We start from the raw sequence: 24,927 nt of genomic DNA, 5'->3' as shown, positions 1-24,927 counted from the left end.
ACTTTGGTCGAAGTCAAGAGTCCTTCGCGACCAGGCGGTCACTGCCTGCGTCATTTTCTCGTTGTTCAGGGTCTATCATGGTCAAACGTTTCAGGTTGTTACTTTGCTCACCGCTGGTCGCACTCGCCAGTACGCCCGCCTTCGCCGACGAGCCGCTCGATGTCGTACTGGTCGGCGGCGGTATCATGAGCGCCACGCTCGGCACCTATCTACACGAACTCGAGCCCGAATGGAACATTCAGATGTTCGAGCGTCTGGACGCGGTGGCGAGTGAAAGCTCGAACGCCTGGAACAATTCCGGCAGTGGCCACTCCGCCTTCATGGAAATGAACTACACCCCGGATGATTCCGGTCAGGTGGAAATCCAGCGGGCGGTGAACGTCACCGAGCAGTTCGAAGTATCCCGCCAGTTCTGGGCCCATCAGGTGGCCAACGGCGTCTTGAACGATCCGTCTTCCTTCATCAATACGGTGCCGCATTTCAGCCTGGTATGGGGCGACGAGGATGTGGCGTTCTTGCGCGAACGCTTCGAGAAGATGACGGCCAATCCGCTCTACGCCGGCATGGAGTACTCCGAGGACCCTGAGGAAATCGCCGAGTGGATGCCGCTGATCATGGCGGGGCGCGATGGGTCGCGCCCGGTCGCGGCTACCCGCATGCAGATGGGTACCGAGGTCAACTATGGCGAGCAGACCCGCCAGATGATCGCCTCCCTCGAGGACAACGAGCATTTCACGTTGTCTCTGGAGAGCGAAGTGCGCGGGCTCGATCGCAACGACGACGGTACCTGGCGCGTGACCGTGGCCAACCTGGCCAGCGGTGACGAGACCAGCGTCGATGCCCGCTACGTGTTCCTGGGCGCGGGCGGGGCGGTTTTGCCGCTGCTGCAGGAGTCCGGCATTGCCCAGGCGAGCCTCTACGGTGGCTTCCCGGTGGGCGGGCAGTTCCTCTACACCACCAATCCGGAGATCGTGTCCCAGCATCCCATCAAGGTCTACGGCAAGGCCGGGGAAGGCTCGCCGCCCATGTCGGTGCCGCACCTGGATTACCGTAATCTCGACGGCGAGCCCGCGCTCTTTTTCGGCCCCTTCGCCACCTTCTCGAGCAAGTTCCTGAAAGAGGGCTCCTGGACGGATCTGTTCGGTTCGCTCTCCCTGGACAACACCTGGCCGATGATGCAGGTCGGGTTCGACAACTTCAGTCTGGTGCGTTACCTGATGGGCCAGGTCGTGCAGTCCGACAACGCCCGCTTCGAAGCGCTTCAGGACTTCTACCCTGAAGCCAATCGCGACGATTGGCAGCTCTGGACCGCCGGGCAGCGGGTCCAGATCATCAAGGACACCGACGACGGCGGCGTGCTGCAGTTCGGCACCGAAGTGATCGTCTCCGACGATGGCTCCATGTCTGCCCTGCTGGGTGCTTCGCCGGGAGCCTCTACCTCGCCCACCATCATGCTGAGCCTTCTCGAGCGCGTGTTCGCCGAGCAGGTGGCAAGCGATGCCTGGCAGCAAACCCTGACCGAGATCCTCCCCTCCTACGGCCAGCACCTGGCGGACAACCCGGAACTTCTGCGCGAGGTGCGCTCCTATACCGCGCACCTTCTCGAACTCGACGAGCCGATGAACCTGCTCGAGGAGCGCGAGGCAAGCGACGTGGACGAGATGAACGACGGCGACGATACCGCCACCGAGATCATGGACGTGAGCGATGAAAGCGACGAGCACGATGCAGTGCCCGTCGCCAACGATGCCGACAACGCCTTATTCTCGTCAGACTCTCCAGCCCCGCCCTTCGCGCTGCGAAGGGTGGGTCAGAGGCGCCCTTGGCTCGAGATCAGCTCGGCCAGGGTTCTGGCGGGTTCGCCGAGCGTTGCCCGAGCGCGATGAATCAGCCCCACCTCCCGATAGAACGTCTCCTCTCCCAGTGACATCGCCCGTACCCCCGCAGGCCAGCGCTCCCACGCCATGGCCTGGGGCACCAGGGCGACGCCCACGCGATTGACCACCAGACGCAGGATCGCATCCAGTTCGTCGACCTCGCACACCTGTTGTGTGTTCAGGTGGTGATGACGCAGAAAACGCTCGACCTGACGCCCGCCGAACGATGCCCGGTCATAGCGAATGAACGGGTGGCTTTCGAGTAGTACCCGCCAGTCGTCGCCTGAAAGGTGCTCGGGCACCAGCAGGCGAAAGGGTTCCCGCGCCAGGGTGGTCCAGTCCAGGTCCGGGTGCAGGGAGAAGGGCGGTCGAATCAGTACCGCCATGTCCAGCTCGCCGCTGTCCACGTGATCAAGAAGCTCCATGGAGAGCCCGGGCACGATGCGGCTCTGGCACTCCGGTACCCCATGGTGAAAGCGCGCCAGAATGTCCGGCAGAAAGACACGCTGCAAGGAGGCGATGGCGCCGAGGGTGACGCGTCGGGTCGCGGTGGCGCTCTGGCTGACACCCAGCTGGGCATAGAGCGTGAGCAGGTGCTCCGCCTGAAGCAGAATTTCCTCCCCTCGGGCGGTCAGAAGTGATCCTCGGCCGCTTCGCTCGAAGATCGGCGTGCCCAGCGAGCGCTCCAGGCGCTTCATCTGGGCGCTGACCGCCGCCTGGGTCAGTCCGATTTTCTTGCCGGCGGCAGCGAAGGTGCCCTCTCGCGCCACTGCCCGAAGCGTCTTCAGCTCACGAATCATTGATCAATTCCTTTTGTGAATCAGGCAAAAAAATATTGATTTTATTTTTGCATGAACCGGCCTAGCATGGACCCATAACGACACGATGTCCTTGGAAAATGTCCTTTGACAATGTCCTTTGACAACAGGAGACCTGCATGAGCCTTTCACCTTTTCACCTCGCCATTCCCGTGTATGACGTTCCCCTGGCCCGCGCTTTCTACAACGACGTGTTCGGCCTGGAAGAAGGGCGCTCCAGCGAGAACTGGGTCGACTTCAACTTCTTCGGCCATCAGCTGGTGATCCATGGGCATCCCAAGACGCCGGGTCAGGAAAGCGCTCACACCAACCCGGTGGACGGCCACGACGTACCGGTACCACACTTTGGTGTGCTGCTGGAATGGGACGAGTGGGAGGCACTGGCCGAGCGCTTGAAGCAGAAGGGCATCGAGTTCGTCATCGAACCCTACGTTCGCTTCAAGGGCCAGGTCGGCGAGCAGGCCACCATGTTCCTGCTCGATCCTTGCGGCAATGCCCTCGAGTTCAAGGCGTTCAAGGACAAGAGCCAGATTTTCGCCAAGTAAGCCACGCGTGCGCGTCCAGGGCGTCGGGGGTCACATCCCCGGCGCCTTTTCGTTGCGACGATGCTTGAGCGGGGAGTCGCCGAAGTAGCGCTTGTAGTCGCGGCTGAACTGGGAAACGCTGCGATACCCCACCGCCACGGCCGCCTGGTTGACGTTGTGGCGGTGCTGGGTAAGCAGCGTCTGGGCCTTCAACAGACGCAGGCGCTTGATGTACTGCCCCGGCGAGGCCCGGGTGATCTGCTTGAAGTGTTGGTGAAAGGTGGAGTTCGACATGTTCGCCTGGCGCGCCAGGGTATCGACGTCCACGTCCTCGGCGAAGCCCTCGTGCAGACGGGACAGCACCTGCACGATGCGGGAATAGTGCCCGTGGCCTTGAACCAGCGCCCGCAGCGCCGGACCCTGGTCGCCTCGCAGCGCTTCGAACACCACGTCGCGCAGGCGCGCCGCCCCCATTGCGTGGCAGGCGCTTTCGTCGTGAAGGGTCTGCGCCAGGCGCATGACCGCTGCATCCATCGTCTCGCTCATCGCCACCGAGGCCATCGGCTCCGGGGCCGTATGCGCCGGGCCGTCGTGTCCCATGGCGCTGACCAGCTCGTTCAACAGCGCCGGGTCGAGCCTGACGGCCAGACCCAGAAGCGGTGTTTCACTACTGCCGAAGGTTTCGCACTCGAAGGGCAGTGGCAGGGTCTGAACCAGATACTGCCCCGGGCCGTAATGAATTTCCCGGTTGCCCAGGTAGCCGGTCTTGTGCCCCTGGGCAATCACGGTCAGGCTCGGCTCGTAGATCAGCGGCGTGCGCGGCTGGTAGCGCCCCAGATGCAGCAGCGAAACCCCTGACAGGCGCGTCGCGTTGAAGCCATCGTGCTGGATCAGCGGTGCAATGAGCCCGGCAAGCGGGCTCGATGTCGAAGCGGTGGTGGTCATCAAGGCGCTCTTTCAAGGGGAGGGTGTACCCAGGGTGTTTTGAGGATTGTGTCATTTTTAGGCGCGATAATGTTATTCAATCACTCTTTTGTGGAGGAATAGGCAAAAAATTCGGAGCATTGCTCATCGCGCCGACGCCTCGATAAGTCGATACTGTGGCCTCGAAGATCAACCAGGAGCGATCATGATCCAAGCGAAATCCTTTGCCGCCTTCGCCGCCGACAAGCCCTTGGCGCCGTTCAGTTTCGAGCGCCGCGCCCCGCGTCCGGACGACGTCGCCATCGAGATCCTCTACTGCGGCGTCTGCCACAGCGACCTGCACTTCGCCCGTAACGATTGGGGCATGAGCCAGTACCCGGTGGTGCCGGGCCACGAGATCGTTGGCCGCGTGACCGGCGTGGGCGAAAAGGTCAGCCGTTTCAAGGCGGGTGATCTGGTCGGCGTCGGCTGTATGGTCGACTCCTGCAGAAGCTGTGCTGCGTGCAACGACGGTGTCGAGCAGTACTGCCTGGAAGGCTTCACCATGACCTACGGCGGCCCGGACCGGGTCGACGGCACCCTCACTCAGGGCGGCTATTCCGATTCGATCGTGGTCAGCGAGCACTTTGTGCTGAAGATGCCGGACGGCATCGATCTGGCGTCGGCGGCGCCCATCCTGTGTGCCGGCATCACCACCTACTCGCCGCTCAAGCACTACGGCGTCAAGTCGGGCCACAAGCTTGGCGTGATCGGCATGGGGGGGCTTGGCCACATGGGCGTGAAACTCGCCAAGGCGCTGGGCGCCGAGGTGACCGTGTTCACCCGCTCTAACGCCAAGGTCGAGGAGGCCAAGCGCAACGGCGCCGATCACGTGGTGGTCTCGAGCGACCCGGCGCAGATGGACGCGGTGGCCGCAAGCTTCGACTTCATGCTCGATACCGTGCCGGTCCAGCACGACCTGAACCCCTACCTCAATGCCTTGAAGTACGACGGCACGCATATCCTGGTCGGCCTGCTGGAGCCGATCGAGCCGGCGATCGAAGCGTTCAATCTGGTGTTCAAGCGTCGCGTGGTGGCGGGCTCTCTGATCGGCGGCATCGCCGAGACCCAGGAGCTTCTCGACCTGTGCGCCGAGCAGGGCATCACCTGCGATGTCGAGATGCTCGACATTAACGACATCAACCAAGGCTTCGAGCGCATGGAAAAGGGTGACGTGCGCTACCGTTTCGTTATCGACATGGCCACGCTCAAGGGCGATGCTGCCTAATTCGCACCGTGTTTGATCGACCGCCGCGGGTTCGCCCGCGGCGTTTTCTTGTTCAGGGCATTGAACTTTGGTCGCGAAAAATTTAAATCGGCTTCAGCTTCACGCCCGCTCGCCGATGCCCTTTAGGATGACCGTCCAACGAGAAGGGATACCGTGATGCGCAATCTGTCGATCAAATGGAGCCTGACCGCCGCCCTGGCGCTGCTGGTGGTGATGATCGCCCTGGCCAGCGGCCTGGGCTTTTTCGCCAGCCAGTCGAGCAACCGGGCGCTGGTCGAGCTCAATAGCGTCAACGTGCGGCTGGCGAACCTGGCCAACCGCACTCAGGTGAACGCGCTGCGCGCCCAGACCTTTCTGGATCGCTCGGCCAGCTTCAGCACCCAGGGCAACCCGGAGCGCGGGGCCGAGAGTCTGGCACGCGCCGGCGAGGCGTTGGCGCGCTCTCGGGCACGCTTCGACGAGTTCCAGGCCTACCCGGTGAGCGACCAGGACGAGCTTGCCGGCCACCGCGACGCCATCGTCGCTGCCTTCGAGGCCTACATCGTTGAGGGTATGGTGCCGCTGCTCGACGCCGCGCCGTTCCAGATTCAGCGCAGCCAGGAGAGCCTGAGCGCTCTAGGCGCCGCGCTCGATGAGGCGATGAGCGGCTTCATCACCTACAGCCAGGCGCGCAGCGCCCGACTGCTCGACGACGCCTCGACGCTTACCGAGCGGCTCGGCATCGTGGCCCTGGCGCTTTTGATCGTATCGCTACTGGCAGCGGCGGCGCTGCGCCTTGGCATGATGCGAAGCGTGGTCAAGCCGCTCGAACGGGCGCTCGAGCACTTCGCGGCCATCGCCGACGGCGACTTGACTCAGCGCATTGAGGATCGCGGTCGCAACGAGATCGGGCGACTGTTTGCCGGTCTCGAGGCCATGCAGGCGCGGTTGACGACGCTGGTCGGCTCGTTGCGCGCCAGCAGCGACAGCGTCTTCACCGGGGCAGAGGAGATCTCGTCGGGCAGTCAGGATCTGTCCACGCGCACCGAGGAGCAGGCCTCGGCGCTGCAGCAGACCGCCACGAGCATGGAAGAGATGGCCACCACCGTGCGCAATAATGCCGATATCGCCGAGCAGGCCGATGCGCTGTCCGTGGCGGCGGCGCGTTCGGCCCAGCAGGGTGGGGCGGAAGTGGAGCGCACCGTGACGCGAATGCGCGACATCGCCGAAAGCGCTCATCGGGTCAACGACATCATCGGCGTGATCGACGCCATCGCCTTTCAGACCAACATTCTGGCGCTCAACGCTTCGGTAGAGGCCGCACGTGCCGGCGAGCAGGGCCGCGGCTTCGCGGTGGTGGCCGGCGAGGTGCGCGCCCTGGCCACGCGAAGCGCCGACTCCGCCCGGGAGATTCGCGTGCTGATCGAGCAGACCACTGCCAGTATCCACGACGGCGCGCGCCAGGCCGAGCACTGTGGTATCACCATGGCAGAAAGTGTCGAGGCGATCGAGAAGGTCACCGCGTTGGTGGGCGAGATATCCACCGCGACGCGAGAGCAGACCAGCGGCATCGAGCAGATCAACGTCGCGTTAAACGAGATGGACTCGGTGACCCAGCAAAACAGTGCCCTGGTACAGCAGACCAGCGCTGCCGCTGGTTCGCTCGAACATCAGGCGAGCGAGCTTGCCGACCTGATCGCCACCTTCAAGGTGGGCACTCAGGCAGCGCAGCCGGCTACGCCCGCGCTCGATCCGCCCGCTGCTGCCCGGCTAGCTATCGCTTAAACACTGGGCAGGTGCGCCGACACGCGCAGGCGCACGTAGTCGGCGCTCCAGTGGCCCTGGCCATCGCTCAGGGTGTGGGAGAGCAGGTTCAGGGTATTGTCCATCACCGTTATCTTGAGATCGTCGTCGAGGCCGTGGAAGAACGGCTGGGCGAAGGTCTCGAGCCACGCCTGCATGCCGGTGGGCAGCGGCGTCGGGCGGGGAATCAGCGCGATGCTGTCGACCTGGAATCCAGCGGTTTCGAGCAGGTGGGCGTACTCTTCGGCGGTCGGGAAGTACCAGGGGTGACGGCCTCGGGCGCTGATGCCGCGAAACTGCAGCGAGGCGATCAGCGCGGTACAGATGGCGGCGACGTTGCCGTGGCCGCCGAACTCTGCCACGAACCGCCCGCCGGGTTTGAGCGCGCGCTTGACGCCCGCCAGCACCGTCTGCGGGTCGAGCATCCAGTGCAGCGCGGCGTTGCTGAACACGGCATCGAACGTCTGGTCGAAGGGCAGCTGATAGGCGTCGGTGCGCTGGGCGTTGATGCCTCGCGCCCGGGCGGCCTCGACCATCTCCTCCGAGGCGTCAACGCCCAGCACCTCGGCGCCCTGACGGGTGATGCGCTCGGTCAGGGCACCGTCACCGCAGCCAAGATCCAGAATGCGCTCACCGGGTTTGGCGGCAAGCAGCGCCAGAACGTCTTGTCCCAAGGCGGGCACGAAGCTTGCGTTTTCGGCATACTGGCGGGCGCTCCAGGACTGGCCGGGGATCTGTGGTGTCGAGGTCATGGCGATTTCCAGGCATCGGCTGAGGGGAGGCAGCGTTTTTTTTCCAGTATAGCCAGTTACCGGCTATTTTATTAGCGCACAAATGAAGGCACAGGCGCTATCTGCGACGACGTCACGAGGATAACCGAGGACCTATGAACGATACGATCGAACTGCTGAAATCTCACCGCTCCATTCGCGCCTTTAAAGACCAGAAGATCTCCCGGGAACTTCTGGTCGAGCTGATAAAGGCCGGGCAGGGGGCGGCGACCTCCAGCCATGTGCAGGCCTATAGCATCATTCACGTGCAGTCGCCTGAAAGCCGCGAAAAGCTTGCCGAACTCGCCGGCGGACAGGCCTACGTCGCCAATGCGTCCACGTTCCTGGTGTTCTGCGCCGACATGAAGCGCCCCCTTGAGGCTGCCGAGCGCGCTGGCGCCGAAGTGATTTCCGGCATGACCGAACAGCTTCTGGTGGCCACGGTGGATACCGCCCTGGTGGCGCAGAACGTGGTCGTGGCGGCAGAATCTGTCGGGCTTGGCATCTGCTACATCGGCGGGCTGCGCAACAACCCGGGCGCGGTGAGCGAACTTCTGCGCCTGCCGGATCACGTCTATCCGGTGTTCGGCCTGTGCATCGGCTATCCCGATCCCGAGCGCATCCCCGAAATCAAGCCGCGCCTGCCCGTGGAGGCGGTGCTCAAGGAGGAGGTCTATCAGGAGGATGCCGCCGAGGTCGCGGCTTTCGACGACACCATGCGCACCTACTACCGCGCGCGCAGCAGCGCCAACAAGGATACTGACTGGTCGCACAACCTGACCTCGCTGTTCGAGACCAAGCTGCGCGCGCACATGCGCGAGTTTCTCGTCGAGCGCGGCTTCGAGATGAAGTAGGCAGGGATCAACGGGGCGGGTCGAACTCAACGGTGAGCCGCGCGCGAATCAGCTCGAACAACGGGCGCAAGGCGTCGGGCAGCAGGCATTCGGCGGTGGGCTGATGGATGTAATAGGGCGCGCGCTTGCCGCAGTACTCGATGATTTCGCCGATCTGCTCGAAGCGCAGGCCTGCCGCGCCCAGCATGCGGTTGAACTTGGGCTCGAGCATGGCGAACACGTTGGGCGTGCCGAGTAGCCCCACCAGCGCCGTGGCGGCGAGAAACAGGCTCAGGCTGATCATCGCCGGACTTTCGTGGCGCCAGCCCCGCTCGCCGGGGTCGGCGCTTTTCTTCCGAAACGCCGGGTGGACCGCCAGGCGCGATACCTCGCAGATCTCGCTGCGCTCGAAGACGCGCGGCGACAGCGGCGAGGTGAGCAGCGCCAGATCGTAATATCCCTCGAAAGGCAGCTTCTTGAAAGCGTCGGGGACCAGAACCACCCGCAGGCAGCCGGCATCCAGTCCGCTCTCGCGATGCTTGAGCAGGCACAGCACGCTGTTGTAGTCGTACTCGTCGTGCTCGAAGAACGCCCGGTCGCCGCCGAGCTGGTACTTGAGCTCCTCGCGAAACACCCGATGGCGCAGTGCGAAGGCGCGCTCGCGCGCCGCGTCGGTATGGGCGATGACAAGTTCGAAGCGCCGTGCGAAGACGTCCACGTCCAGGTGGTCGGGCTTGAGCGGCGGCGCCTTCTCGATCAGCGTCGCCAGGCTCTGGTTGAGAACCCGGTTGTCGTTCGAGCCCGCGTGCTCACTCATGGACGCGGCCCTCGAGCAGGAGGGCCAAGGGCATGGGCCTGCCCAGGTGGTACCCTTGGGCATAGTGAATGCCGTGCTCCTGCAGCAGCGGCAACAGCTCCTCCTGGTCAACGAATTCAGCGATGGTCTGTTTGCCGAAGCCCTTGGCGATGTCCGAGATCGCCTTGACGATGGTGTGACTGTCAGGATTGACCAGCAAGTTGCGAATGAACGAGCCGTCGATCTTGATGTAGTCCACAGGCAGTTGGCCCAGGTAGTGGAAACTGCTGAACCCCACGCCGAAGTCGTCCAGCGCCGTTCGACAGCCGAGCTGGCGAAATTTCTGCAGCACGTTGTGGGCTACCGAAAAATCGGTGATGGCGGCGGTTTCGGTAACCTCCAGGATCAGGTGGTGCGGGTCGGCTTGGCTCTCCTGGAACTCGTCCATCAGGTATTGCGGCAAGCCGTGATCATGGAGCGACTGCCCCGACAGGTTCACCGACAGCGAGATGCCGCGGCCCTGGAGCGCGTGCAGCGCCTGCAGGCTGTGGCGAATCACCCAGCGATCCACTTGGGTGATCAACCCGCTCTGTTCTGCGACGGGAATGAAGTGGGCTGGCGTCACCAGGCTCGTGTCGGCGTTGCGCATGCGCAACAGCACTTCGAAATGCTTGACCGAGCGGTCGTCGAGGCGAACGATCGGCTGCACCCAGATCTCGAACTCATCGTGCTCGAGGGCCTGGCGAATGCGCTCGATCCAGTAGACGCGCTCCTGCAGCTCGTCCTTGGCGTTCTCCACCATGGAGAGCAGGTGCCAGTGGGGGCTGCCGCGCTCCTTGGCCTTGTACATGGCGATATCGGCGCTGGCCAGCAGGTCTTCCGGGGTCTGGCCGTGCATCGGGAACAGGGCGATACCGACGCTTGCGCCGATGTGGTGCTTGCGCCCGGCGGCGCTGAACTCGATCGCGTTGATCAACTGGATCACATACTCGGCGACCTTGATGGCCTGCTCGCTGTTGATGTCCGTCATCAGCAGCGCGAACTCGTCGCCGCCCAGCCTTGCGATGGTGCTGCGCTGGCCGAGATTGGCACTGAGCGTGAACGCCACGTCCTTGAGTAACCGGTCACCCACGTGGTGGCCGCTAAGCTCGTTGATCTCCTTGAAACGGTCGAGATCCAGCAGCAGTACGGCGACCTCGGCATGCTGGGCGAGCGTGGCCATCAGCGCGTCCTGAAAATAGCGCCGGTTGTAGAGTTCGGTGGTGGTGTCGCGCTCGGCGAGCCAAGTCAGGCGCGCCTCGGCGGCCTTGCGTTCGGTGATGTCGAGACCCACCGAGATGCGCGCAAGCGTCGCGGCGCCGGTCTGGCCGAGCGAGGCGTGATACCACACCGCGGTCGCCAACTGCCGTGTGCACACCCTGAAGGTGCTCTCCTCGGGCAGCGGGCGCTGCGGGATGCCGGTGCTCCAGGGCGCGCTGCTCACCGGTTGGGGGTGATTGAACACATCGTCGAAGCGGCGACCGACGAGATTACTCTCTTCTAGCCCCAGCGCCTGGTAGGTGTAGCTGTTGGCCAGGCGAATGCAGCCTTGCTTGTCCTGGGCGACGATGAATACCTGGGCGGTATTGAGCAGCCCGTTGACAAAGTCGCGCTCGCGGGCCAGCTCGTCAATACGCGTGGAGAGCTCGCTGTTGCGTTCGTTGACGTGGCCCTGCAGGGTCTGCAACTGCATCGAGAGGGTGCGGGTAGCCTCTTCCAGCACGTCGATCTCGTTCTTCCAGTGCGACCTTGAAGGGAGCAGGCGCTCGCGCACCTGCTCGAATTCGCCTCGGGCCAGGGTGGGGAGCAGATCCGCCACGCCGCGAAGCCGTGCCATCGGGCGCAGCAGGATGATCAGCAACAGAAGCTCCGCCAACAGCCAGCCGATCACGCCGACCAGCAGGAGCCCCTGAGTCGCAGCCTGGATCGAGATCATCGCAAGCGACGTATCCGCCACTAGCAGGAAGTAGCCGGTGCTGCGCCAATCGCTGTCATCCTGCATGTAGACGGCGCTGACTTCGAGGTAGCGGTTGTCATGGTGCGCGCTGTAGGGCGCGTTCACCAACTGGTAGATGGGGGCATCGGCCGCAGCGGCCTGAAGGATCGGCAGCGTCTGCTCGACGCGGGTCAGGGCGATGATCTGGCCGTTCCATTCGGGAATTCGCGGGCCCTGTGGCTGGGCCTCGTTCTCCAGGTTGCCGGTGACCATCAGCGCGATTTCGCTGCCCGAGACCGCCTTTACCTCGCGCATCACATCGGCGAGGTCGCGGGTGAAGATCACCACGCCCCGGCTTTCCCCGTCGAGCAGCACCGGCACGGCGGCGAACTGCTGGCAGGCGAGGGCGCAGCGCAGCGTGGTGATCGGTGCCTCCGTGTTCAGCACGTCGTCGATCCAGCGCCGAGCAGGAAACAGCGGGGTGCCGCCACTGATGCCGAAGTGGATCACCTGCTCGCCAGCCCGGTTGTAGATGTAGATGTTATCCACGCCGCCTTCGAGCTGAAGCGCCGGCCATTGCGCACTCAGCAGGTCATCGAGTTCGTCATTGTCGTTGTCCAGCAGTGCGTTGCCGAGCTCTGGCGCCGCCGCGGTCAGGCCTGCCAGCTGACGCAGACCGTCGCTCGAGCGCTGCATGGCCAGGCGAATCTCGCGCTGCTGGCGTTCGTGGTGCTGCAGGCGTGTCGATTCCAACTGCTGGGTCAGGAAGTGCTGACCCAGCCAGACGAACAGCGCCACCAGCGCCAGAAGAAGAAGACTGCTAAGGGCTACCACCCGCCAGGTGAGACTTAGCCAGCGAGGCGCGCGCCGAGTTGCAGTGGCTTGCATAGATGTTCGTACCCCGATGACCGACGCTCAAAAACGCAGTGAAAGTTGTAACAGCAGCATGTTCCAATGCTTGCTCGCCTCCCAGGGGTTGGCGTTATCACGGGTCGGCAACCAGCCCGTGCCATCAATATAGTGGTATTCCGCCGCCAGCATAAGGTTTGCCGTGGGCATCCACTGCACGCCGGTGGTGATGTCGTCGGCGAACTGGGAATACCCCGGGCCGAGACCGCTGCGCTCGTACTGGCGTCCTGAGCGATCCTGGCGGTCGTTGACCAGGCTATCGTAGCGTAGCAGCCAGCTCCATTCCGGCGTCAGGCGCCGCTCGTACTGCAGGTACCAGCTCTCTCCGGTAGCGTCGAAGGTGCGCGGCGCGCTGCCGTGAAGATGCTGGTTGCGCAGCGCATACTCGCCGGTCACGCTCCACAGGTCCTCGTTGTACTGCAGCGAAAGTATCCAAGGCTGGAAACCGAAATCCGCCGGCTGACCGCTGAAGTCGATGTCGAGGTTCACGTCCGCAGCACTCAGCGCCGCGACGAACTTGCCGCTGTCACTCTCGAACAGCAATTGGGCGATCACCGAGGGCCCGGCGGCGGATATGCTCGCCTGGGCTCCCCAGAAAAGCTGCTCCTCCAGGTCCGAGCCGGTTTGGGGCTGGCCGATCCCGCTTCGAAAACGCAGGGTGCCCGCTGGTACGCGCTGCTCGGCGTAGACGCCGATACCGTCGGCGGCGAGACCGATCGAGCGAGTGCGGTCGAAGTAGATCGACTGCGGCAGCAGTATGCTGGGGCGGGTGAAGGCCATGTCGCGGGTCTGGTTGTACAGGCCGAACGGGTTCTTGAAGCGTCCGGCCTGAACGCCCAGCGTGCGGTCGTGACTTGAGGTCAGTTGATAGTCGACCACGCCGTAGTCGAGGGTAGGCTTGGCGTCGCTGCCTTCGCCTCCCGCACGGCGGCTCAAAACCTGCGCTGCCAGTAGCACGTTGGGATAAGGGCGAAGGGAGGCATTGAGCCCGAGCTCGGTGTATTCGGCACTGCCGGCGCCCGTGCTGCTGGGGCCAAAGAAGTCGTTGTCGTCGGTGATGACCAGCGCCTGGCTCAGAAATCCATGCAGTTGGGCCGTCCGCAGCGTGTCGTTTGCAAGGCCCTTGGTCGCTGTAAAGGCGGTCACGCCGATACACAAAAGCGTAGCGACACTACCGTCATTCCACCGAAATGACTTGGATCGCGTCATCCAGATAGGCCCTCTCGAGATACCCCAGCGCGCCGGGTGTCGTGGCTATTTTGTCGTGCATTTCAGTCAGGCTGCGAACGCGATGGGGTGCCTGCCCCATGCCCGAGAACACCATGCGATCCCAGGCGAGCTGGAGCTGGTGCGGGTAGACGTTCAACTGCTCCTTGGCAAAGCGCGCATGGGCCGGGTCACGATTGGGAAGCACGAAGACCTGGATGGCGCGACCGTCCGGCCAGGTACGCTGGCGCATGGCGAAGATGGCGCGGGTGGTGTCGCGGCTCATGCTTTGCAGGGCGACATCCGGATGGGCGACCACCCGTATCTCGTCGTCGGATGTCTGCGCCTGTGCCTGGCTCACGCACATGCTCCACACCAGCAGGTGCCCAAGGGCGTACCTCAGCGTGCGTTTCAGGAGGGCGGGTATCGCTTGGCGACTCATCGAAGGGTGCATCTTGCCCTTCGAGCGTTGATCGTCCGGCGCCGTCGAGTGCGCAGTGGGGACCCGGTTTTTATAACTTTATCAGCGTTGATTATGACCGCTCCCTAGGCGCTTTTAATTAGTTTGCTGGTCAAGGAGCTTAACCACTTTTAACCAGTGTGGAAACGCGCAATAAGACATAAAACCAGCGTATCTCTGAGCATAGACACAAGGCGTGAGAGTGGGTAGTGCCATGCAAGGCAACGTGCGGTTCCAGGCGCTACACTTAACCCCATCAACGCTTGAGGAGAACCACCATGGCAGGAGGATGGGCCAGAGACGGCGCCGAGCAGGAGCAGATCGAAAGCACCCTGGAAGAGGGCGTCGAGTGGGCGCGTAGCCAGCTTCCCCAAGGCGAAAGCCGGCAGCGCTGCGAAGAGTGCGACGAACCGATTCCCGAGGCGCGGCGCAAGGCCATGCCTGGCGTGAAGCTATGCATTGCCTGCCAGGCCGAGCGCGACAAGACGACCTCTCGGGCAAGCGGCTACAATCGCCGCGGCAGCAAGGATAGCCAACTGCGTTGACACGTCGTCGACTAGAACAGCTTACAAGGACATTTTGATGCAAAGACGACCCCTCTGGTCTCGCGTGCTGCTGCACGTCGCCATTGCGCTGGTGGCGGGTATTCTCTTAGGCAGCATCATCCAGACCCAGATCAACCTGGCGGCGCTTGCCCGCATGGGCGTGGAGATATCCCTTGCGCGGCGCATCGCCACGACGCTTTGGGATCTGGTGACCTTCTCGCCGATCTATGCGCTGCTGTTCTCGGTGGGATTCCTCATTTCCCAGACCGTGGCGCTGACCATTTCGCGCTTGGTGCTGCACGGTCGCTACCGCCTGGCGCTGTGCCCGCTGCTCGCCATCGTAGCGCTGTTCGCCACGCTCCATATCGTCAACCACTTCGCGCCCATGCCCACTCTGGTGGCGGCCACGCGCACCACCTTCGGGCTCGTCGCCATGCTGGCAAGCGCCGGTTTCGCCGGGCTGCTGCTCGCGCTGCTGCGCGGCCGAGGCCATCGCCATCGGGGAACCCATCTTACCGGGGCGGCGATAATGGCGCTGGGGGCGGGTATTGTCGGTCTGGCACCTTCGCCGCCGGCGCTTGCCCAGGTCGACGCGCCCGCCTATCGGCTGGAGGTCCTGACCGAAGGGCTCGAGCACCCCTGGTCGCTGGCGTTCCTGCCCGAGGGGCGCATGCTGGTGACCGAGCGCCCCGGGCGCCTCTGGTTGCTCGATGCCCAAGGACAACGGCTTGACGAGATCGAGGGCGTACCGGAGGTGTTCGCCTCGGGCCAGGCGGGGCTCTTCGACGTGCTGGTTTCACCACAGGACGACCAGCACGATCGGCTCTTTCTCAGCTACGCCTGCGGCGAGCTCGCCGCCAACCACACCTGCCTCGCCCGCGCACGACTGGACGACGGCGCGCTCAGCGAGGTGGAGGAGATCTTTCGTACCCATCCCGCCAAGCGCGGCGCCGCCCACTATGGCGGTCGGCTGGCCTGGCTCGGCGATGGCACGCTGCTGCTCACCCTGGGTGACGGCTTCGACTACCGTGAACAGGCCCAGAACCTTGAAAGCCATCTCGGCAGCCTCGTGCGCTTGAATACCGATGGCAGCGCCGCGCAGGACAACCCCTTCGTCAACGAGGTCGATGCTCGCCCGGAGATCTACTCCATCGGCCACCGCAACGTGCAAGGGCTGGTGGTGGCCGGTGATGGTCGCGTCATCGCCCACGAGCATGGCCCGCGCGGCGGCGACGAGATCAATCTCATCTCGCCCGGCGCCAACTACGGCTGGCCCATCGCCACCACCGGGCTCGACTACACCGGCGCCCGGGTCACGCCTTTCACAGAATACCCGGGCACCGAGGCGCCGCTTCTCGAGTGGACGCCTTCGATCGCGCCGTCGGGCATGACGCTCTACGACGGTGATCTGTTTCCCGCCTGGCGGGGGAATCTCTTCGTCGGCTCTCTGGTCGATCACGAGGTGCGCCGCGTCACGCTCGATGCCGACGCTACTCGGGCTAAGGACGTGGAAGGGCTGTTCGGCGAACTCGAGGAGCGCATCCGCGACGTGCGCACCGGACCGGACGGGGCGGTGTATTTGCTGACCGATAGCCCGGACGGCCAACTGGTGCGCGTCGTGCCCGCGTCGCCCTGAGCCGGTTTACGCTTTGAGTCACTGGGACTAAGGTCAAAGGGGGGGCCGCATCCGTCTCAGGAATGATCAACTCTTTCGATCCGGCACGTCGCAAGGTTGTGGGTGGTCTTGCCATCGGCATAGCCGCAGCCATGAAGCACTTGGCGGCGGGAGCGGCGATCATCGATACCTCGTCGGTGGTCGCCTATGATCTGCGTACGGCACAGCGGGCGGTAGCGGCCAGCCCTGAATCCAGTTCGGCCTGCGGGGCGCAATGGTATATAATCAAGCGCTTAATTATTTCCACCCGCAGGCCTTCGATGGTTCGAATTCTCTACTCTCTTCACACCGAAAACCGCGAGTTCGTTCATCGCCGAATCACCACCGATAGTTTCGACAAAGCCTGTAACATCATCGACCAGTACCCCTGGGCCCGCGAGATAGCGTTGTTCGACGAGCAGGGTGCCGGTGGCGGTTTCGAGTTTCTGCTCGGTGATCGCCAGGGGCTTCACGCGCACTATCAGTTCGTGCCCATCGAGGAGCGCCAGGGCCTGCTCATGCTCAACGTGGTCGCCCGCCAGGGCCTGTTCAAGTGGCTTGGGCGCCGATCGCTGACCCGCGATTTCCACCTCGTTACTGCCGACACTGCCAAGCACCATGTTCAGGATCTGTTTGAGCATTCGATCGATAGCATTTTCGATAAGCATAGCTTTGCCAGGCAGTCATGAAGTCACCTTGATACCAAGAGCAACTCGGCACTGGCAATAGGTTGAATATCAACCGAATTCCCCTTCGAGGAGACTTGAACATGTTCGCCGGATTAAGTGCCTTTCCTTTGACGCCCATCAATGAGCAGGGCGTTCACGAAGACGAATTCATCCGTCTGGTGACGCGGCTGGCGCGCGCGCGGGTGGACTCCATCGGTGTGCTGGGCTCGACCGGCAGCTACATGTATCTTTCGCGCGAGGAGCGCGCTCGAGTGACGCGACTGGCGGTGGAGGGCGCCGACGGCGTACCGGTCGTGGCCGGCATCGGCGCGCTTTCCACCCGCGAGGTGATTCGCCTGGCCGAGGATGCCCAGAAGGCCGGGGCGAGCGGGGTGCTGCTGGCGCCGGTGTCGTACCAGGCGCTGACCGAGGAAGAGGTGTTCGGCCACTACAAGGCGGCGTGCAAGACGCTCGATGTGCCGCTGTGCGTCTACGACAACCCGGGCACCACGCACTTTACGTTCAGCGATAAACTTCATGCGCGCATTGCTGAGCTCCCTCGGGTCGCGTCGATCAAGATTCCGCCGGTGCCGCTGGATCGGGAAGCGGCCCAAACGCGCATCGCGCGGCTGCGCGCGCTGATTCCCGATCACGTCACCCTCGGCATCAGCGGCGACCCGGCGGCGGCCACCGCGCTCGGCGCCGGCTGTGATGGCTGGTATTCGGTACTGGGCGGGCTCTTTCCCGAGGCCGCACTCGCCATCACCCGCACCGCCCAGGCCGGCAACGCCGAGGAGGCTCAGTGCTTGTCAGACATCTTCGAGCCGCTCTGGGCGCTGTATCGCGAATACGGCAGCTTGCGGGTTATTGCCACTGTGGCCGAGCTGCAAGGGCAGGTAAGCGCGCCGTGCCTGCCGCTAAAAACGCTAACGGGTGAGGCGCGAACGCGCATCGAGCGTTTTGTCGAAGCGTGCGGCTAGACGGCTATTCGGTCAGCTCGATCAGCCGATCTGCGTAATCGGTGAACAGGCCATCGACGCCCCAGTCGATCAGATGCTGCATTTCATCGATGTCGTTGACCGTATAGACATGAACCGCCAGGCCGTTGTCCTGGGCCTGCTGGACGAATGCCTTGGTGATGACCGGCTCGCCGTCATACAGGTAGTTGGTGCCGAGCCCCACGGCGTAATCCGCCACGGCCCGGAAGTCCGCATCGGTGATCTCGTCCGGGCTCGGAGTCACGCCGGTCCACTCCGTCAGGCGGCCTTCGTTCTCTTCATCCGGGGAATACCACACCAGTTGGATCAGCGGGATGCTCGCGTTCAGCTCGTGAATCTTCAGAAGGCTCTCCTGATCGAAGGACTGGATCAGCACGCGCCCGGTCTCAATCATGTCATAGGCTTCCAGTCGGCGCACCAGCCCCTCTTCCACGCCCGGGTTGAGCTCCGGCGACTTCGTCTCCAGGTAGTAGCGGGCGTCCTGGCCGAAGCGATTGAACACTTCCTCGAGCGTTAGTATCTCTGCGCCTGCGAAGGCATCGTCGGCAAGTTCGGGGTTTTCCTCGTTGAACCAGCTGCCCGCATCGAGGTCCTTAAGCTCGGCCAGGGTGTGGTCGTTGATATGACCTTCGCCGTTGCTGGTGCGCTCGAGGGTGTCGTCGTGAAAGGCGACCAGCTCACCGTCGGCGGTCATCTGGATATCCAGCTCCAGGTAGTCCACGCCCCAGGCGTGGGCGAGTTCGAGCGCAGCCATGCTGCTTTCCGGCGCATGACCGCTGGCACCGCGGTGAGCGATCACCTGGAACGACTCGAGATCCTTTAGCTGCTGCTCGAGCGGCGTGGTGTCAGCCAGTGCCGGGGCCGCAAGAGTACCTGTGAAAAGACCCAGATGAAGAACAAGAGCCAGGTAGCGGTTCATGGCAACTCCTTTATTGAATGGTTTTTGAATGAGTGATCAAAAAACCTAACCGGTTTCGCGGGTTATTCCAAATGCAGATGTCGTTGCTCGATTAACCGCTCGATCAGAAACTCCGCTTCGCTGTGGGAGGTCAGGCGCACGATCTGGATGTGCCGGTAGCGAAGATTCATGGTGTCCAGCAGGTAACGCCGACGCTGGGAACGCCAGTAGGTCAGCATCCATAAAAGAATCGAGTCGCGGCTTAGAAAGGTCTTACGAAAGGTTTCGCGATTGCCGGTACCGGGCCAGAGTTCGCGGCGGGTAACGATGCGCATGACCGCTCGTTGGAAAGACTGGCGAAAAGTGCGCCAGAAGCCGTAATCAAGCCAGACGATCATGTCGACCTCGCGCCACTTGATTGCGCGGGTGCGGTTGAAGTTGCCGTCGAGCACCCAACCATCAGCGGCGTCGGCCAGGGCCGCCTCGAGTTCAGGAAAAAACTCATCGTCCGGCGTTTCCTGCCAGTTGGGGCGCCAGAAGAGCTGGTCGAGCGCAATATGCGGGACGTTCAGTGCTTCGGCGAGCCTTTTCGACAGCGTGCTCTTGCCGCTGCCGCTGGTACCCACGACGTTGATTTTCATGGCGCTGACCTTCAAAACGGCGCGCCAGTCTACGCAGGTGGCTTTAATCGAGCAACCCGAAGGCGGCTGTGTTTGAATGATCACGACTAACCCTGTATGTCGGTCAGCAGGGCCGCCATTGAATGATAAAAAGGAGGTACGCGTGGACACGCTAACGTGGCTGACCTATGTAGGCGTCATTTTCGCCCTGATCATCTTTCCCGGGCCGGTGGCGCTTTTGTGCACCAGCCACGGGCTGAAGTTCGGCCGACGCCAGGCGACGACCACCGTGCTCGGTGGCACTCTGGCCTCGCTGGTGCTGATGCTGATCTCGTCATTGGGGCTGGGGGCCGTGCTCGCCACGTCAGAAACCGCCTTTTATGTGCTCAAGATGGTGGGTGGGGCGTATCTGATCTACCTGGGCGTCAGTGCCTGGCGCGATACCTCTAGCCCGCCGATGGCAAGCCCTGGCGTCGCCACGGGGCCGAGGGTATCGGCGGCGACACGCTTTCGCCGCGGCTTTACCGTCGGTATCAGCAACCCCAAGGATCTGCTCTTTTTCGCCGCGTTGTTTCCCAACTTCATCGACCTGGGCCAGCCGCAGCTTGTGCAATTCATCATTCTTGCATTGACCTGGCTTGTGATCGATTTCACCCTGATGTCGAGTTATGCGGGGCTGGGCGCCGGCATCAGCCGCTGGTTCCAGAGCCCGTGCCGCTACCAGCGGTTCAACCGGGCGACCGGGGGCCTGTTCATGGCCGCCGGCGGGACGCTGATCGCCTCGAACCGGTAGGCAGCGTCGACACTGGTGATGCTCACTCGCCCGGGCGTCAAGGAGTGACATCATGGCCCATCTCGTCATCTGCGCCGACGGCACCTGGAATCAACCGGAAGAGGATCTTGAGGAAGACTACCCGACAAACGTATTGAAGCTTGCCCGCGGCATTACTCCGGAGCACGAGGGCGTGCGCCAGCAGGTGTTCTACGGCTGGGGTATCGGCTCCTACCGCAACCACTTGAGCGGGGCGCTTACCGGCGCCGGCATTCAGAAGAACATTCTCGATGGCTACCGCTACCTGTTGCACAACTACGCTCAGGGCGATGACATCTACCTGTTCGGCTTCAGCCGCGGCGCCTACAACGTGCGCGTGCTTTGCGGGCTGATCAACAATTGCGGCATTCTCACGCGCGAGCACGCCTCGTTGATCACCCGCGCGTGGGAGATCTACAAAAGCGACGCGGACGGCGATTGGCCCGGCGGCGAGAAAGCCCGGGCGTTTCGCGCTCGCCACAGCCACCCGAGCCGGCGCATTCACTTCATCGGCGTGTGGGACACGGTCGGGGAGCTGGGCATTCCGCTGAGCCTGCTGGGCGGCGTGTTCAACAACGATCAGGAATTCTACGACACCAAGCTGGGCGGCAATATCGCCACCGCCCGCCATGCGCTGGCGATCGACGAACACCGAAAGAATTTCGAGCCCACGCTCTGGGAAGCGCGCGGTGGTGTCGACCTCAAGCAGGTGTGGTTCGCCGGCGTGCACAGCGACATCGGCGGCGGCAAGGCGCCGGACAAGCAGGGCCGCCAGGCTTCGGACGCGCCGCTTGGCTGGATGCTCGCCGAGGCCAATGCCGCGGGCCTGGCGACGGACGCGCACGTCTACACCCGCCTGACCGACGGCGCGCGCGGGGCGCTGCACCACTCGCGCCGGCACATCTACCGGCTGCGCCCCGAATACGATCGGCCATTGATCACCGAAGGCCGCCCCACGTTGATCCACGAAAGCGTGAAGGCGCGCTACGAACGCGACGAACGCTACCGACCGACCAGGCTGGAGGCGCTGGTGGCCGAGCGCGGCTGGGCCAATATCGCGCTCGAAACCACTCACGGCTGAATGAGCCGCGCGCCTCGAAAACCCAGCCCGCTTTATAGCCTCGAGGAATAGGGTCTTGTGTTTTGATTTCTTTTTGATACGCCCTGGTTGCACTAATATAGTGCGCCCTTCGCGCAGGCCGGGCCCGCGTGAAGATCAATTTGCAATCATCAGGACGTATCATGAACGAGCAAGAGGGCGCACACTTCAAGCGCAGCATGCAAACGCGTCATTTGGTCATGCTGTCGCTCGGGGGCGTGATCGGCACCGGGCTTTTTCTGAGCTCCGGCTATACGGTGCAGCAGGCCGGCCCGCTGGGCGCGGTGTTGGCGTATCTGGTGGGCGGCATCGTCGCCTGGCTGGTGATGATGTGTCTGGGCGAGCTTGCCGTGCACATGCCGGATTCCGGCGCGTTCAGTGCCCACGCCACGCGCTATATCGGCCCCGGCACCGGCTACATGGTGGCGTGGATGTACTGGCTCACCTGGACGGTCGCGCTGGGCTCGGAGTTCACCGCGGCGGCGGTGTTCATGGGCCGATGGTTTCAGGATATCCCGGGCTGGTACTGGAGCGCGCTGTTCGCCGCCATCGTGTTCGGCGTCAACGCCTTCACCTCGCGCTTTTTCGCCGAATCCGAGTTCTGGCTCTCCTTGATCAAGGTGCTGGCGGTGGTGACGTTCGTGCTGATCGGCGCGGCCGCGATCATCGGCTTCGTGCCGCTTCAGGACGAGACCGGCGCCGCCGTAGCGTCCCCCGGGCTCTCCGCACTTTGGGGCGAAGGCGCGATGCCGCCGAGCCTTCTGACCATCGGCATGACCCTTCTGGCGGTGATGTTCGCCTTCTCCGGCACCGAGCTGATCGGCATCGCCGCCGGTGAAGCGGTGGACCCGGCGCGCAACGTGCCCAAGGCGATTCGCGCCACTCTCTGGCGGCTGATCCTGTTCTTCGTCGGCACCATGATCGTGATCGCGGCACTGCTGCCGCACACCGAAGCCGGGCTCGGCCAGAGCCCTTTCGTCGCGGTGTTCCAGCGCATCGGCGTGCCGGGGGCGGCGGACATCATGAATTTCGTGATCATCACCGCGCTGCTGTCGGCGGCCAACTCCGGGCTCTACGCTTCGGCGCGCATGCTCTGGACACTCTCGGATCAGGGCACGCTGCCCAGGTCGCTTGGCCGACTCAACAAGCGCGGCATTCCCATGAACGCGCTGCTCTTGAGCATGATCGGCGGCTTTGGGGCGCTGTTCTCGAGCGTCTACGCGCCGGAAACCGTGTATCTGGTGCTGGTGTCCATTTCGGGACTAGCGGTGGTGATCGTGTGGATGGCGATCGCGCTGAGTCAGTTCAACTTCCGCCGCCAGTACCTGCGCGAGGGCGGGCGTCTCGAGGATCTGGTCTATCGCACGCCGGGCTACCCGTTCGTGCCACTGATCGCCTTTGGCGCGTGTCTGGCCGCCTGCGTCGGCATCGCCTTCGATCCGCATCAGCGCGTCGCGCTCTACTTCGGCGTGCCGTTCATCTTCTTGTGTTACCTGGTGCACTTTCTGCACCGCCGCAAGACGGTCCGGCGTCGTGCCGCCGTCGAGGAGTCTGTCTCATGAGTGCCCGATCGAACAATCCCATCACCACCCTGTTGCAGGACGTGCCCTTCATGGTGATCGACGGGGCGCTGGCCACCGAGCTCGAGGCGTTGGGGTGCGATCTGAACGACAGTCTCTGGTCGGCGCGGCTCTTGCGTGAAGCGCCGGAGAAGATCCGCCAGGTCCACCGGGCTTACTTCGAAGCCGGCGCCGACTGCGCGATCACCGCAAGCTACCAGGCGACGATTCCCGGCTTCATGCGCGCCGGGCTCTCCGAGCAGGAGGCACGCTCGCTGATCACGCGCTCGGTGACGCTGGCGTGTGAGGCGCGCGACGCCGTCTGGCAAGCGGATAGCGGGCGCCCGAAACCGCTGGTGGCGGCCTCGGTCGGCCCCTACGGGGCGTATCTGGCCGATGGTAGCGAGTACCGTGGCGGCTACGATCTGGACCGCGCGGGACTGGTCGATTTCCACCGCGAGCGCCTTGCGCTGTTGCTGGAAGCTGGCGCGGACCTGCTGGCGGCGGAGACGCTGCCGTCGCTCGATGAGGCGCTGGCGATCGCCGATCTGCTCGCCGAGCACCCGGGGGCGCAGGCCTGGATCACCTTCTCGGCCAAGGACGGCGCGCACGTAAGCGACGGCACGCCGATCGCCGAGTGCGCTCGGGCGCTGGCGGGCCGGCCGGGGGTGGCGGCGATCGGCGTGAATTGCACCGCGCTTGCGCATATTGCGCCGCTGATCGAGGCGATCAGGGGCGAGTGCGATCTGCCGGTGCTGGTCTACCCCAATTCCGGCGAGCAGTACGACCCGGTGACCAAGACCTGGCACCCGGCGGCGTGTGACCACCAAGGCGCGCCCTCTGGCCTCGTTCAGGGCGCGCCAGGCTGGCTGGCGGCCGGGGCGTCGGGCATCGGCGGGTGTTGTCGCACCACGCCCGAGGATATTCGGGCGCTGGCTGCGTGGCGCCAATCGCTAACGTGATCTTGTCAGCTCGCGGTCGAGCCAGGCCGCGAGCCGCTCGCCCGCATCGTTGTGGCGCGCGTCTGCAAGCCACAGGCAGAGGCGAGCAGACGTGGTGACGCTGCCCCAGGGCGCGATCAGTCGCCCACTCTTGAGATCATCCTCCACCAGCAACCGAGGGGCGATCGCGACCCCGAGGCCCGCTACCGCCGCTTCCATCAGGTAGTAGAGGTGCTCGAACCCCTGGCCGCGTTCCAAGGCACCCTCGAGTGCCGCCACGTCGAGCCCGTGGGCGCGCCCCCAGGCCGGCCAAGCCTGGGGGCGCGAGGCGGTGCTGAGAAGCCCATGCTCGAACAGTGATGCCGGCGCGTGGGCATCGAGCCGCGCGGCCAGCGCCGGGCTTGCCACCGCGCAGATCTCTTCTGCCATCAGCTCGATCGTTTCTCCTCGTTCGGGCCAGGGAGGCTCCAGAAATGCCAGCGTGGCGCTGGCGCCTTCCTGGCCGCCGGGCTGCTCGGTATCGCTGACCACCACCTGGATCTTGAGCTCGGGCAACGCCTGACGCAGCGGCTCCAGGCGCGGAATCAGCCAGCGCGCCATCAGGCTGCCCGGGCAGGCCAGCACGAAGGGCGCGCCAGCCACCTCACGCTTGAGCAGCGCGCAACTGTCGTGGAGCTTGGCGAAGGCCTCGGCAAGCCCCGCCTGCAGCGTCTCGCCGTGAGCTGTCAGCATTAGCCCACGGCCGGCCTTGTCGAAAAGCCGCGTCTCGAAATGCGCATCCAGGCTCTTGAGCTGGCGGCTCACGGCACCGTGGGTCACATTGAGCTCCCGGGCGGCGGCGGTCACGCTGCCCAGGCGCGCGGTGGCTTCAAAAGCGCGCAGGGCGCTCAATGGCGGAAGGCTCTGGTTCATTGATCGGTGATCCTGGCTCACAGGTGAGTGACATCTTATCGATTTTTCCGCCGTCTTGCCTGGGTTAGCGTAAGGACATTC

Annotated in this window: 23 protein-coding genes; 13 read left to right on the top strand and 10 right to left on the bottom strand. The window is 63.8% G+C overall.

Annotated elements, in window-relative coordinates; all coding sequences use genetic code 11:
• Positions 1–77 precede the first annotated feature (77 nt).
• Positions 78–1,886: a malate dehydrogenase (quinone) gene (gene mqo / locus GEV37_RS06260; protein WP_338035113.1), complete on the top strand. Its 1,809-nt coding sequence runs from the start codon at positions 78–80 to the stop codon at positions 1,884–1,886.
• Here the strand turns inward: mqo and GEV37_RS06255 are convergent.
• Positions 1,811–2,677 carry a LysR family transcriptional regulator gene (locus tag GEV37_RS06255; RefSeq protein ID WP_227389377.1) on the bottom strand — a complete coding sequence of 289 codons (867 nt, stop codon included), beginning with the start codon at positions 2,675–2,677 and terminating at the stop codon, positions 1,811–1,813. The two genes, mqo and GEV37_RS06255, sit on opposite strands and share 76 nt — an antisense overlap.
• Positions 2,678–2,814: 137 nt before the next feature.
• On the opposite strand from GEV37_RS06255, the gene GEV37_RS06250 reads away from it, so the two are divergent.
• Positions 2,815–3,240, top strand: a complete 426-nt coding sequence (locus tag GEV37_RS06250; protein WP_227389376.1) for a VOC family protein — start codon at positions 2,815–2,817, stop codon at positions 3,238–3,240.
• A 30-nt stretch (positions 3,241–3,270) separates the two neighbouring features.
• Here GEV37_RS06250 and GEV37_RS06245 read toward each other — a convergent pair whose 3' ends face one another.
• A complete protein-coding gene (locus GEV37_RS06245) occupies positions 3,271–4,164 on the bottom strand; it encodes an AraC family transcriptional regulator (RefSeq protein WP_227389375.1) in 894 nt (297 codons plus the stop codon).
• 184 nt (positions 4,165–4,348) lie between these two features.
• On the opposite strand from GEV37_RS06245, the gene GEV37_RS06240 reads away from it, so the two are divergent.
• A complete protein-coding gene (locus tag GEV37_RS06240) occupies positions 4,349–5,410 on the top strand; it encodes an NAD(P)-dependent alcohol dehydrogenase (RefSeq protein WP_227389374.1) in 1,062 nt (353 codons plus the stop codon).
• Positions 5,411–5,566: 156 nt separating this feature from the next.
• A complete protein-coding gene (locus tag GEV37_RS06235) occupies positions 5,567–7,174 on the top strand; it encodes a methyl-accepting chemotaxis protein (RefSeq protein ID WP_227389759.1) in 1,608 nt (535 codons plus the stop codon).
• Here the strand turns inward: GEV37_RS06235 and GEV37_RS06230 are convergent.
• The gene (locus GEV37_RS06230; RefSeq protein WP_227389373.1) at positions 7,171–7,944 is read right to left on the bottom strand and encodes a class I SAM-dependent methyltransferase; all 774 of its coding nucleotides are present in this window, start codon (positions 7,942–7,944) and stop codon (positions 7,171–7,173) included. The genes GEV37_RS06235 and GEV37_RS06230 overlap by 4 nt on opposite strands.
• A gap of 134 nt (positions 7,945–8,078) precedes the next feature.
• On the opposite strand from GEV37_RS06230, the gene nfsA reads away from it, so the two are divergent.
• Positions 8,079–8,816 (top strand): oxygen-insensitive NADPH nitroreductase, encoded by a 738-nt coding sequence (nfsA, locus tag GEV37_RS06225; RefSeq protein WP_227389372.1) that lies wholly within the window; start codon positions 8,079–8,081, stop codon positions 8,814–8,816.
• A 7-nt stretch (positions 8,817–8,823) separates the two neighbouring features.
• Here nfsA and GEV37_RS06220 read toward each other — a convergent pair whose 3' ends face one another.
• Genes GEV37_RS06220 through GEV37_RS06205 form a run of 4 tightly spaced genes read right to left on the bottom strand, consistent with a single transcriptional unit; the run spans position 8,824 to position 14,123 of the window.
• Complete coding sequence (locus tag GEV37_RS06220) at positions 8,824–9,612, bottom strand: PEP-CTERM/exosortase system-associated acyltransferase (RefSeq protein ID WP_227389371.1); 789 nt, start codon at positions 9,610–9,612, stop codon at positions 8,824–8,826.
• The gene (locus tag GEV37_RS06215; protein ID WP_227389370.1) at positions 9,605–12,454 is read right to left on the bottom strand and encodes a bifunctional diguanylate cyclase/phosphodiesterase; all 2,850 of its coding nucleotides are present in this window, start codon (positions 12,452–12,454) and stop codon (positions 9,605–9,607) included. The genes GEV37_RS06220 and GEV37_RS06215 overlap by 8 nt, the downstream gene beginning before the upstream one ends.
• Before the next feature lie 27 nt (positions 12,455–12,481).
• Positions 12,482–13,621: a hypothetical protein gene (locus tag GEV37_RS06210; RefSeq protein WP_227389369.1), complete on the bottom strand. Its 1,140-nt coding sequence runs from the start codon at positions 13,619–13,621 to the stop codon at positions 12,482–12,484.
• Between the two features lie 31 nt (positions 13,622–13,652).
• On the bottom strand, positions 13,653–14,123 hold the full coding sequence (locus tag GEV37_RS06205) for a type 2 periplasmic-binding domain-containing protein (RefSeq protein ID WP_338035112.1): 471 nt from the start codon (positions 14,121–14,123) through the stop codon (positions 13,653–13,655).
• A 296-nt stretch (positions 14,124–14,419) separates the two neighbouring features.
• Here GEV37_RS06205 and GEV37_RS06200 point away from each other — a divergent pair, with 296 nt between their 5' ends.
• The 4 genes from GEV37_RS06200 (at position 14,420) to GEV37_RS06185 (ending at position 17,988) form a co-directional block, all read left to right on the top strand.
• The gene (locus tag GEV37_RS06200) at positions 14,420–14,686 is read left to right on the top strand and encodes a DksA/TraR family C4-type zinc finger protein (RefSeq protein WP_227389368.1); all 267 of its coding nucleotides are present in this window, start codon (positions 14,420–14,422) and stop codon (positions 14,684–14,686) included.
• Positions 14,687–14,723: 37 nt separating this feature from the next.
• Positions 14,724–16,322 (top strand): PQQ-dependent sugar dehydrogenase, encoded by a 1,599-nt coding sequence (locus GEV37_RS06195; RefSeq protein ID WP_227389367.1) that lies wholly within the window; start codon positions 14,724–14,726, stop codon positions 16,320–16,322.
• 62 nt (positions 16,323–16,384) lie between these two features.
• Entirely contained in the window at positions 16,385–17,029 is a 645-nt protein-coding gene (locus tag GEV37_RS06190; protein ID WP_227389366.1) for a hypothetical protein, read from the top strand.
• A gap of 80 nt (positions 17,030–17,109) precedes the next feature.
• Positions 17,110–17,988: a dihydrodipicolinate synthase family protein gene (locus GEV37_RS06185; RefSeq protein ID WP_227389365.1), complete on the top strand. Its 879-nt coding sequence runs from the start codon at positions 17,110–17,112 to the stop codon at positions 17,986–17,988.
• Positions 17,989–17,992: 4 nt separating this feature from the next.
• Here the strand turns inward: GEV37_RS06185 and GEV37_RS06180 are convergent, their stop codons facing one another.
• The gene (locus GEV37_RS06180; protein WP_227389364.1) at positions 17,993–18,925 is read right to left on the bottom strand and encodes a glycerophosphodiester phosphodiesterase; all 933 of its coding nucleotides are present in this window, start codon (positions 18,923–18,925) and stop codon (positions 17,993–17,995) included.
• 62 nt (positions 18,926–18,987) lie between these two features.
• Positions 18,988–19,545, bottom strand: a complete 558-nt coding sequence (locus GEV37_RS06175) for a P-loop NTPase family protein (protein ID WP_227389363.1) — start codon at positions 19,543–19,545, stop codon at positions 18,988–18,990.
• Positions 19,546–19,687: 142 nt separating this feature from the next.
• On the opposite strand from GEV37_RS06175, the gene GEV37_RS06170 reads away from it, so the two are divergent.
• The 4 genes from GEV37_RS06170 (at position 19,688) to mmuM (ending at position 23,955) form a co-directional block, all read left to right on the top strand.
• Positions 19,688–20,317: a LysE family translocator gene (locus GEV37_RS06170; protein ID WP_227389362.1), complete on the top strand. Its 630-nt coding sequence runs from the start codon at positions 19,688–19,690 to the stop codon at positions 20,315–20,317.
• Between the two features lie 52 nt (positions 20,318–20,369).
• Positions 20,370–21,416, top strand: coding sequence for a DUF2235 domain-containing protein (locus GEV37_RS06165; RefSeq protein WP_227389361.1), 1,047 nt, complete (start codon positions 20,370–20,372; stop codon positions 21,414–21,416).
• Positions 21,417–21,577: 161 nt separating this feature from the next.
• The gene (locus GEV37_RS06160; protein WP_227389360.1) at positions 21,578–22,996 is read left to right on the top strand and encodes an amino acid permease; all 1,419 of its coding nucleotides are present in this window, start codon (positions 21,578–21,580) and stop codon (positions 22,994–22,996) included.
• Complete coding sequence (gene mmuM, locus GEV37_RS06155; RefSeq protein ID WP_227389359.1) at positions 22,993–23,955, top strand: homocysteine S-methyltransferase; 963 nt, start codon at positions 22,993–22,995, stop codon at positions 23,953–23,955. Before GEV37_RS06160 ends, mmuM begins: the two co-directional genes overlap by 4 nt.
• On the opposite strand, the gene GEV37_RS06150 is transcribed toward mmuM, so the two are convergent.
• Positions 23,947–24,846, bottom strand: coding sequence for a LysR family transcriptional regulator (locus GEV37_RS06150; RefSeq protein WP_227389358.1), 900 nt, complete (start codon positions 24,844–24,846; stop codon positions 23,947–23,949). The two genes, mmuM and GEV37_RS06150, sit on opposite strands and share 9 nt — an antisense overlap.
• Between the last annotated feature and the right edge of the window lie 81 nt (positions 24,847–24,927).

This window comes from Vreelandella malpeensis (assembly GCF_020622355.1).
Classification (GTDB): Bacteria; Pseudomonadota; Gammaproteobacteria; order Pseudomonadales; family Halomonadaceae; genus Vreelandella; species Vreelandella malpeensis.
The sequence above is the reverse complement of the archived record's forward strand: the minus strand, read 5'-3'. Positions and strand labels throughout refer to the sequence as shown.

Bases quoted from the DNA above. Each gene is read 5' to 3' on its own strand.
- mqo (WP_338035113.1), top strand. From the start codon at position 78: ATGGTCAAACGTTTCAGGTTGTTACTTTGCTCACCGCTGGTCGCACTC.
- GEV37_RS06255 (WP_227389377.1), bottom strand. From the start codon at position 2,677: ATGATTCGTGAGCTGAAGACGCTTCGGGCAGTGGCGCGAGAGGGCACC.
- GEV37_RS06250 (WP_227389376.1), top strand. From the start codon at position 2,815: ATGAGCCTTTCACCTTTTCACCTCGCCATTCCCGTGTATGACGTTCCC.
- GEV37_RS06245 (WP_227389375.1), bottom strand. From the start codon at position 4,164: ATGACCACCACCGCTTCGACATCGAGCCCGCTTGCCGGGCTCATTGCA.
- GEV37_RS06240 (WP_227389374.1), top strand. From the start codon at position 4,349: ATGATCCAAGCGAAATCCTTTGCCGCCTTCGCCGCCGACAAGCCCTTG.
- GEV37_RS06235 (WP_227389759.1), top strand. From the start codon at position 5,567: ATGCGCAATCTGTCGATCAAATGGAGCCTGACCGCCGCCCTGGCGCTG.
- GEV37_RS06230 (WP_227389373.1), bottom strand. From the start codon at position 7,944: ATGACCTCGACACCACAGATCCCCGGCCAGTCCTGGAGCGCCCGCCAG.
- nfsA (WP_227389372.1), top strand. From the start codon at position 8,079: ATGAACGATACGATCGAACTGCTGAAATCTCACCGCTCCATTCGCGCC.
- GEV37_RS06220 (WP_227389371.1), bottom strand. From the start codon at position 9,612: ATGAGTGAGCACGCGGGCTCGAACGACAACCGGGTTCTCAACCAGAGC.
- GEV37_RS06215 (WP_227389370.1), bottom strand. From the start codon at position 12,454: ATGCAAGCCACTGCAACTCGGCGCGCGCCTCGCTGGCTAAGTCTCACC.
- GEV37_RS06205 (WP_338035112.1), bottom strand. From the start codon at position 14,123: ATGAGTCGCCAAGCGATACCCGCCCTCCTGAAACGCACGCTGAGGTAC.
- GEV37_RS06200 (WP_227389368.1), top strand. From the start codon at position 14,420: ATGGCAGGAGGATGGGCCAGAGACGGCGCCGAGCAGGAGCAGATCGAA.
- GEV37_RS06195 (WP_227389367.1), top strand. From the start codon at position 14,724: ATGCAAAGACGACCCCTCTGGTCTCGCGTGCTGCTGCACGTCGCCATT.
- GEV37_RS06190 (WP_227389366.1), top strand. From the start codon at position 16,385: ATGATCAACTCTTTCGATCCGGCACGTCGCAAGGTTGTGGGTGGTCTT.
- GEV37_RS06185 (WP_227389365.1), top strand. From the start codon at position 17,110: ATGTTCGCCGGATTAAGTGCCTTTCCTTTGACGCCCATCAATGAGCAG.
- GEV37_RS06180 (WP_227389364.1), bottom strand. From the start codon at position 18,925: ATGAACCGCTACCTGGCTCTTGTTCTTCATCTGGGTCTTTTCACAGGT.
- GEV37_RS06175 (WP_227389363.1), bottom strand. From the start codon at position 19,545: ATGAAAATCAACGTCGTGGGTACCAGCGGCAGCGGCAAGAGCACGCTG.
- GEV37_RS06165 (WP_227389361.1), top strand. From the start codon at position 20,370: ATGGCCCATCTCGTCATCTGCGCCGACGGCACCTGGAATCAACCGGAA.
- GEV37_RS06160 (WP_227389360.1), top strand. From the start codon at position 21,578: ATGAACGAGCAAGAGGGCGCACACTTCAAGCGCAGCATGCAAACGCGT.
- mmuM (WP_227389359.1), top strand. From the start codon at position 22,993: ATGAGTGCCCGATCGAACAATCCCATCACCACCCTGTTGCAGGACGTG.
- GEV37_RS06150 (WP_227389358.1), bottom strand. From the start codon at position 24,846: ATGAACCAGAGCCTTCCGCCATTGAGCGCCCTGCGCGCTTTTGAAGCC.